Genomic DNA, 8202 nt, shown 5'->3' with positions numbered 1-8202 from the left:
CGCCTCGGCGCGCAGCTCGGCGCGGGCCTTCCGCGACGCCCCGGGCCCCGCCCCCTCGGCGCCGCCGGCCGGCGCGGGCTCCCGCCTCGCGCGCCGCGCCTCGGGCTTCACCGCGGTCCGCGCGGCCCACGTGTCCTTGAGCGTGATCGTCCGGTTGAACGCGGGCGCGCCGGGGCGCGAGTCCACCGGGTCCACGAAGAAGTAGCCCTGGCGGAGGAACTGCCAGCGCGTCCCCGGCGCCGCGTCCGCGAGGGCGGGCTCCACGCGGGCGCCCTTCGCGAGCACGAGCGAGTCGGGGTTCAGGGCCTGGAGGAAGTCGGGCTCGGCGTCGGGCTGCTCGACCGCGAAGAGCCGGTCGTAGAGCCGGACCTCCGCGGGGACCGAGCGCGTCGCGTGGACCCAGTGGATCGTGCCGGAGACCTTGCGCCGCTCGCCCTCGCCGCGCGAGGCCGGATCGTGCGTCGCCCGCACCGCGGTGATCGCGCCGGACGCGTCGCGCTCCACGCCCTCGCAGCGCACGACGTAGCCGCCGGCGAGCCGCACCTCGCGGCCGGGCGCGAGCCGCTTCCAGTCCTTCGGGGGCTCCTCGGAGAAGTCGTCCCGCTCGATGAGGAGCTCCCGGCCGAACGGCACCTTGCGGCTCCCGCCGCGGGCCGGCTCGGCGGGCCACCACGGGACGTCCAGCTCCTCGGTCCGGTCCGCGGGCCAGCTCTCGACGACCAGCCGGAGCGGGTTCAGCACCGCGAGCGCGCGCGGGGTGCGGCGCTCGAGGTCCCCGCGGATGGCGAACTCGAGCTTGCCGATGTCGACGACGCTGTTGTTCTTCGCGACGCCGATGAGGTCAGCGAAGTCGCGGAGCGCCTCGGGCGTCACGCCGCGCCGGCGCATCCCGGCGATGGTGGGCATGCGCGGATCGTCCCAGCCCGAGACGCGCCGCTCGTTCACGAGCTGCAGGAGCTTGCGCTTCGAGAGCACGGTGTAGCCGAGCGAGAGCCGGGCGAACTCGTACTGCCGGGGGCGCGGATCCCACGGCCCGAGGTTGTCGAGCACCCAGTCGTACAGCTCGCGGTTGGACTCGAACTCGAGCGTGCAGATGGAGTGCGTCACGCCCTCGAACGCGTCCTCGAGCGGATGGGCGAAGTCGTACATCGGGTAGATGCACCACCGGTCGCCGGTCCGGTGGTGGCTCGCGTGCCGGATCCGGTAGAGCAGCGGATCGCGCATGAGCACGTTCGGGTGCGCCATGTCGATCCGCGCGCGCAGGACGGCGGCGCCGTCCGGGAGCTCGCCGGCGCGCATGCGGTGGAGGAGGTCGAGGCTCTCGGCCGCCGGGCGATCGCGGAACCGGCTGTTCACTCCCGGTCGCTCGAAGCTGCCGCGCTGCTCGCGGATCCGATCCTGCGTCTGGCTGTCGACGTAGGCCTTGCCGTCGCGCACGAGCCGCTCGGCGCACGCGTACATCCGCTCGAAGAAGTCCGAGGCGTAGTAGAGGTGCCCGCCCCACTCGCAGCCGAGCCAGCGCACGTCCGCCTGGATGGCCTCGACGTACTCGGTCTCCTCCGTCACGGGGTTCGTGTCGTCGAAGCGCAGGTGGGTGTGCCCGCCGTACGCCCGGGCCAGGCCGAAGTTGAGGAGGATCGACTTCGCGTGGCCGATGTGGAGGAAGCCGTTCGGCTCGGGCGGGAAGCGCGTGACCACCCGGCCGCCGTTCCTGCCGGCGCGGAGGTCCGCCTCGACGATGTCGGCGAGGAAGTTCGAGGGGCGCGGGGCGTCGCTCATGGTGGCCGATGGTGGTATCGCAGCGCGCCACGCCCCGCAACCCTGCGGCGACCCCGCGGGCCCGGCGAACGCGAGGGTGCCGCGCCGCTCCCGGCGGGTTCAGCCGATGAGCCGGAGCGCGTCGTCGAGGCGGCGCAGCGTCTCTTCCTTGCCGAGGATCTGGACGACGTCGTACATGCCGGGCGAGGCCGTGCCGCCGGTGAGCGCGACGCGCACCGGCTGGGCGATCTTGCCGAGCCCGAGGCCGCGCTGCTCGGCCTCGGAGTGGAAGAGCTTCTCGATCGCCTCGGTCTCGAGCGCGTCCAGGCCGGCGAGGCCGCCGCGGATGGCCTCCAGGATGGGCTTCGTGTCGGCCGTCAGGAACTTGGCCTTCGCCTTGGGGTCGAGCGTGATCGGCGCGTAGAAGTAGCGGAACTGCTGCACGTACTCGCCGAAGGTGCGCGCCCGCTCGCGCGCCACCGCGCAGACGTGGCGGAGCTTCGCGTCGTCGGCCGCGGGGAGCCCGGCGGCGAGGAAGTGGGGCAGGGCGTGCCGCGCGAGCTCCTCGTCCGAGAGCTTCTTCAGCCACTCGTGGTTCACCCAGGCCATCTTCTCCGGGTTGAACACGCCCGCCGTGGCGCCCACGTCCTTGAAGTCGAAGTACCGGACGAGCTCGTCGCGCGTGAAGATCTCCTGGTCCCCGTGGGACCAGCCGAGGCGCACGAGGTAGTTCACCACCGCCTCGGGCAGGTAGCCCATGTCGCGGTAGGCGGTGACGCTCGTCGCGCCGTGGCGCTTGGAGAGGCGCGTCTTGTCGGCGCCGAGGATCATGGGCAGGTGCGCGAACCGCGGGACCGGGTACCCGAGCGCCTGGTACATGAGGATCTGCCGGGCCGTGTTGTTCACGTGGTCGTCGCCGCGCGCGACGAGGTTGATCCCCATCGTCACGTCGTCGACGACCGCGCCGAAGTTGTAGAGGGGGACGCCGTCGCCGCGCAGGATCACCTCGTCCTGCAGCACCTCGTGGGAGGTCTCGATCGGCCCCTTCACGAGGTCGACGAACGTCGTCGAGCCCGTCTCGGGGACGCGGAACCGGATGACGTGCGGTCGGGAGGGATCGTAGGGGAGGCTCCGGCAGGTGCCCGGGTAGCGGAACTGGCGCTTCTCGGCCTCGGCCTGCTTGCGCTGGGCGTCGAGCGTCTCCTTCGTGCAGTAGCAGGCGTACGCCTTGCCCTCGCGGATGAGCCGCTCCGCGTGCTCCGCGTAGATCCCGAGGCGCTGCGTCTGGAAGTAGGGCCCGTGCGGGCCGCCGACGTCCGGCCCCTCGTCCCAGTCGAGGCCGAGCCAGCGCAGGCCGTCGAAGATCGCGTCCACCGCCGCCTGCGTCGAGCGCTCCCGATCCGTGTCCTCGATCCGCAGCACGAACGTGCCGCCGTTGCGTCGCGCCCACAGCCAGTTGAAGAGCGCGGTGCGGGCACCGCCGATGTGCAGGTATCCCGTGGGAGACGGGGCGAAGCGAACGCGGGGTGTGTCCATGGCGGGCGGAACCTAGCATGGGTAGAATCGCGCGCTGATGAAACCAACGACCGCGCTCCTCCTCGCCTCCCTGCTCGCGGGCGCGCCCGGCGCCGCGCGCGCGGCGACCTTCCTCGAGACGAGCGTCGAGGAGACCGCGCGCACCTCCCAGATCGTCGCGCGCGGCGTCGTCGAGCGCACGAGCTCGCGCTGGGCCGGAGCGCGCATCGTCACCGAGGTCGTCGTCCGCGTGACGAGCGCGTGGAAGGGCCGGCCGGGCGAGCGGCTCAGGCTGCTCGTGCCCGGCGGCAAGGTCGGCGAGATCGCGCAGACGGTGGACGCGGCGCCCACCTTCGAGGAGGGCGAGGAGGTCGTCGTCTTCGCGGGGCGGCGCGGGAACACCTGGCGCGTGAACGGCCTCGCGCTCGGGAAGTACCGGGTCGAGGACGGCATGGCGACGCCCGGCACCGAGGGCGCACGCTTCGCGCCGCGCGGCCTCGCCGCGGGGGAGCGCGCGGTCGGACGGATGTCCGTCGACGAGCTCGAGCGGCGCGTCCGGAGCGCGCGGTGAGCGCGCGCGCGGTGCGCCTCGCCGCCGCCGTCGCGGTGCTGCTCCTCGCGCCGCCCGCGGCGCGCGCCTACGAGCGCAGCACGAGCGGTAACGGGGCCGCGTTCTACTGGCAGGAGCGGACGGTCGGCTACCAGATCAACCCGCGCCGCGCCGCGTCCGCCCCCTCGTGCGCGGACACCTCCCAGTACGCGGACACCGCCGCGATGGAGGCGGTGCGCGCCGCGTTCCGCACCTGGACCGGCGCCGTGCAGGACTGCACCGATCTCCAGCTCGTGGACCAGGGCACCACCGACGTCGTGACGGCAGGCTACGACCCGCGGGCTTCGCGGAACGAGAACCTCGTGGTCTTCCGCGCGGGCTGGTGCTCCGACGTCGCGCCGAGCACGGACGCGTGCTGGAACGCCGGCTCGTGCGCGAACACCTACGACTGCTTCGAGGACGCGCAGCCGGCGGACCGGGCGACCATCGCGATCACCACCGTCACGCACGACGCCAACAGCGGGCGGATCTACGACGCCGACATCGAGTTCGCCGACTGGGACGGTCAGTCCGGCCCGCTCAGCTCCACCGCTGGTGCGACCCAGCCGCCGTACGGCTGGTACTTCACGTGCACGCCCACCGCGCAGTCGCCCTGCACGCTCTACGCCCAGAGCGGCTGCACCTACGTGGACCTCCAGTCGAACGCGACGCACGAGATCGGCCACTTCATCGGCCTCGCCCACCCGTGCAACCTCGGCGACTCGGACTGCAACCCGCGGACGAGCCCGTACCGGGCGGTCGTCATGTTCCCGGCGGCGAGCCTGGGCGACGTGTCGAAGCGCACCCTCACCGCCGACGACCGGGCGGGCCTCTGCGCCATCTACCCGCGCGGCGGGGCCACGTGGACCTCCCCCGTGAAGGCGGCGGGGCGCGGCGGCTGCGCGTCGGCGGGCGGGGCGGGCGAGCTCGCCTCCGCGCTCCTCGCGCTCGCGGCGCTCGCGCGGCGCGGCCGCCGGCGCTGACGTTCCGCGGCGGCGGTCCCGTCAAACCACCGCGATCCCCGCGTAGCCGACGACCTGGTCGTCGTCCCCCGTCACCTCGCCGGAGTGGCCGTAGCGGACGAGCTCCGCCCGCGAGGCTCCCATGAGCCGCGCGGCGACGAGCATCACGGTGGCCGGCACGACGCCGCACATCGAGATGTCCTCGGCGTGGACCACCTCGTAGAGCCCCTCCGGATCGAGCGCGAGGATGCGCTCGATGGCGCGGTGATCCAGGCGCCGCGCGACCGTCGCGGGGAGGTAGTGGCTCATGTCGCTCGAGGCCACGACGAGCGCGCCGGCGGCGGAGGCCGCGTCGGCGACGGTCCTCCCGAGCGCCACGCAGTCCTCGAGCGCGAGGTGCGCGAGGCAGAGCGCGGCGATCGTGACGCCGGGCCGCGCGCGCTGGAGAAACGGCACCTGCACCTCGAGCGCGTGCTCGCGCGCGTGCGCGCTCGGGTCGGGGGTGACGAGGGGGGAGGCGGCGAGCGCCGCGGTGAGCTCCGCGTCGACCGGCACCTCGCCGAGCGGCGTGCGCCACGCGCCGCGTGCGGGCCAGAGCGCGGCGCCGGCGCCGAGCCCGGTGTGGTTCGGGCCGAGCACGACGACACGCGCGGGGACCTCCACGCGCGCGTAGACCGCGCCCGCGATCGCGCCGGAGTAGACGTAGCCCGCGTGCGGCGCGACGAGGCCGCGCGCGCGGAGCTTCTCGCCCGCGCCCGAGAGGAACCCGTCCACCTGCGAGGCGAGCGCGGCGGCCTCGGCGGTGTAGAACCGCCCGGCGACGGCGGGGGCCCGATCCATGCGGCGAGTATAGGGTCCTCCCAGGGCGACGGCCGACCGGAGCGGGCCCGCCCGGCGGAGGTGACCGGCCCGGAGGCAGCGGCGAGGGCGGGCGCTCGCTCGCGCCGCCGCGGCGCACGCGCGCGCACACGCGGCGGGTTGACGCTCCGCGCTACCCGTGCGATCCCGGCCCGGTGCAGAGGACGTCCGCCGACCCGCGCACCGCCGCCCCGCTCCAGCGGAGGACGCCCGCCCCCGATCCGCCTCGCGTGCTCGTGCGGACCTGGCTCCTCGCCGTCGGCGGGCTCGCGCTCGCGAAGCTCCTCTCCTACGTCGAGCCGTCGGGGCTCCTCGCCGGGAACCTCGCCGGGGTCGCGGCCTTCCTGTTCATCGCGCTCCCCGACGGCCGCCTGCGGGCGCGCCACGACCCGTGGGCCGCCTACGGCGTCCCGCGCCTCGCCCCGCGGGACCCCGCCACCTGGCGCGCGCTCGGCCGGGGCGCGCTGCAGGGGCTCCTCGTCTGCGCGGTGGTGTTCCCCGTCTTCGCCGCGCTGTTCTGGCTCTACGCGGAGGCGCTCCCGCACCTGCCAGGGGCGATCGCGCGGATCGTCGCACCGTACGGCATCGCCCCGCGGCTGTCGGCGCGGCTCCCGGAGCGCGTGCTCCTCCTCGTGGTGGTGCAGTTCCTCGTCGTGGCCGCGCCGGAGGAGCTCTTCTACCGGGGCTGGATGCAGACGAGCTGGGCCCGCTCCGCGCCGGAGCGCGGCGTCACGGTGCTCGGCGCGCGCCTCGGGGCGGGGTTCCTCTGGACACAGGCGCTCTTCGCGCTCGGCCACCTGGTGGTGCTGGAGCCCTGGCGCCTCGCGACCTTCCTGCCCGGGCTCCTGTTCGGGTGGGTCCGCGAGCGCACGGGCGGGCTCGTCGCCCCGGTCGTGGTGCACGCGCTCGCGAACGTCTTCCTCGCGACGCTGGAGGCGAGCTTCTACGGATGACAGGCCGGGGGCCGGGCGCTAGAAAGCGGCGCATGCCCGGGACCATCCGCGAGATGCTCGAGGACCTCGAGGAACGGACGCTGCACCCGCGGGCCGCGCGGGCGTCGCAGTCCCGCGGGCGCGAGCGCCCGGAGCCGGAGGACGACGAGCGGCCCTCGTTCCAGCGCGATCGGGACAGGCTCGTCCACTCGAAGGCCTTCCGCCGCCTCGCCGGCAAGACGCAGGTCTTCCTCGCGCCGCGCGGCGATCACTACCGCACGCGCCTCACCCACACGCTCGAGGTCGGGCAGGTCGCGCGCTCCATCGCCCGCGCGCTCCGGCTGAACGAGATGCTGGTCGAGGCGATGGTCATGGGGCACGACCTCGGCCACACGCCGTTCGGGCACGCCGGGGAGCGCATCCTGAACGACGTCGTGCCGGGCGGCTTCCACCACGTCATCCAGTCGGTGCGCGTCGTGGACGTGCTCGAGAACGACGGGCAGGGGCTGAACCTCACCGCCGAGGTGCGGGACGGGATCCTGCGCCACTCGAAGGGGAAGGGGAACGTGCTGCTCAAGGGGAGCGGCGCGAAGGCGCTCACCCTCGAGGCCGAGATCGTCCGGCTCAGCGACATCATCGCGTACGTGAACCACGACCTCGACGACGCCGTGCGGGCCGGGCTCTTCGAGGAGGCGGACGTCCCGGCGCCGATCCGCGGGGTGCTCGGCGGCGGCGGCACCTCGCGGTACCGCACGCTCATCCGCGACGTCATCCGCCGCTCCGACGTGGACGGGGGCGGCCACATCGAGATGTCGCCGGACGTGCACGAGGCGCTGCTCGCGCTGCGCGACTTCCTGTACGCGCGCGTCTACGAGAACCCCGTCGTCCACGACGAGTTCGTGAAGGCGCAGCGGATCCTGCGCGATCTCCACGACTGGTGCGTCGAGGATCCCGGGCGGCTGCGCGAGCGGCACGGCGTGGTCGCGCGCGAGGGCGATCCGCCGCAGCGGGCCGTGATCGACTGGCTCTCCGGGATGACCGACCGCTTCGCCATCGGCGTGTGGGAGGGGATCTTCGTCCCCCGCCCGTGGAGCGTGGTCTGACCGGCGTCCGTCCCGGGATCGAGTCCGCCAGAGCGGGCAGCGCCGACCAGGTCGGCCGCCGCCAGGCGAGCGACGCGAGCCCGCCGGGGCGACGCCGCGGAAGCGGCGAAGCCGCTCGCGGCGGCGCACGGGACCCGGCGAGCCGGGGTGGGGCCCCGACGAGCTTCGCTCGGCGGGGCGGGGGCGCAGCCCTCATCATTCGTCACAAGTGCGGGTACTCGCCGGACGAGCGGCGGGTATTTCGACCACGGCTCCCGTGCGCATGGCGGATTCGGGGCATCGACGGGGTCGGCGCAGCGCTCGTGCTCGACCCCGATGAACGCGGGAAGGCGTCGGAGCAGGCGAGCGTCTCGCCGTATCGAAACCGGGCCCAGCGACGGCGTGACTTCGCGCGGGGAGCTCGCGGACTTCTCGACGGCGCCTCCGCAGCTCGCCCCGAAGCACGCCCTGGAGCGTCGCGGAAGTCGACCGTATTCACCCTGGGT

General features: G+C 74.2%; 7 protein-coding genes. 4 read left to right on the top strand and 3 right to left on the bottom strand.

Annotated features, from left to right (window positions below; translation table 11 throughout):
- Together MNZ29_RS22695 and gltX are read right to left on the bottom strand one after the other, a co-directional pair.
- Window positions 1-1779: glutamine--tRNA ligase/YqeY domain fusion protein (locus tag MNZ29_RS22695; RefSeq protein ID WP_242356862.1), on the bottom strand; the 1779-nt coding region annotated here is incomplete at its 3' end.
- Window positions 1780-1878: 99 nt separating this feature from the next.
- Window positions 1879-3294 (bottom strand): glutamate--tRNA ligase, encoded by a 1416-nt coding sequence (gene gltX, locus MNZ29_RS22690; protein WP_242356860.1) that lies wholly within the window; start codon window positions 3292-3294, stop codon window positions 1879-1881.
- A 37-nt stretch (window positions 3295-3331) separates the two neighbouring features.
- Between gltX and MNZ29_RS22685 the strand changes: the two genes are divergently transcribed.
- Together MNZ29_RS22685 and MNZ29_RS22680 are read left to right on the top strand one after the other, a co-directional pair.
- The gene (locus MNZ29_RS22685; protein WP_242356858.1) at window positions 3332-3844 is read left to right on the top strand and encodes a hypothetical protein; all 513 of its coding nucleotides are present in this window, start codon (window positions 3332-3334) and stop codon (window positions 3842-3844) included.
- Window positions 3841-4845 carry a peptidase M10 gene (locus tag MNZ29_RS22680; protein ID WP_242356856.1) on the top strand — a complete coding sequence of 335 codons (1005 nt, stop codon included), beginning with the start codon at window positions 3841-3843 and terminating at the stop codon, window positions 4843-4845. The genes MNZ29_RS22685 and MNZ29_RS22680 overlap by 4 nt, the downstream gene beginning before the upstream one ends.
- 21 nt (window positions 4846-4866) lie before the next feature.
- Here the strand turns inward: MNZ29_RS22680 and amrB are convergent, their stop codons facing one another.
- The gene (gene amrB, locus MNZ29_RS22675; protein WP_242340068.1) at window positions 4867-5664 is read right to left on the bottom strand and encodes an AmmeMemoRadiSam system protein B; all 798 of its coding nucleotides are present in this window, start codon (window positions 5662-5664) and stop codon (window positions 4867-4869) included.
- A gap of 173 nt (window positions 5665-5837) precedes the next feature.
- On the opposite strand from amrB, the gene mrtX reads away from it, so the two are divergent.
- Both mrtX and MNZ29_RS22665 read left to right on the top strand, forming a co-directional pair.
- On the top strand, window positions 5838-6635 hold the full coding sequence (gene mrtX, locus MNZ29_RS22670; protein ID WP_242356854.1) for a myxosortase MrtX: 798 nt from the start codon (window positions 5838-5840) through the stop codon (window positions 6633-6635).
- 32 nt (window positions 6636-6667) lie between these two features.
- Complete coding sequence (locus MNZ29_RS22665) at window positions 6668-7717, top strand: deoxyguanosinetriphosphate triphosphohydrolase (protein ID WP_242340070.1); 1050 nt, start codon at window positions 6668-6670, stop codon at window positions 7715-7717.
- The last annotated feature ends 485 nt before the right edge of the window (window positions 7718-8202 follow it).

It is taken from the genome of Anaeromyxobacter sp. SG64 (assembly GCF_022690745.1).
GTDB classification, from domain to species: Bacteria; Myxococcota; Myxococcia; order Myxococcales; family Anaeromyxobacteraceae; genus Anaeromyxobacter; species Anaeromyxobacter soli.
The sequence above is the reverse complement of the archived record's forward strand: the minus strand, read 5'-3'. Positions and strand labels throughout refer to the sequence as shown.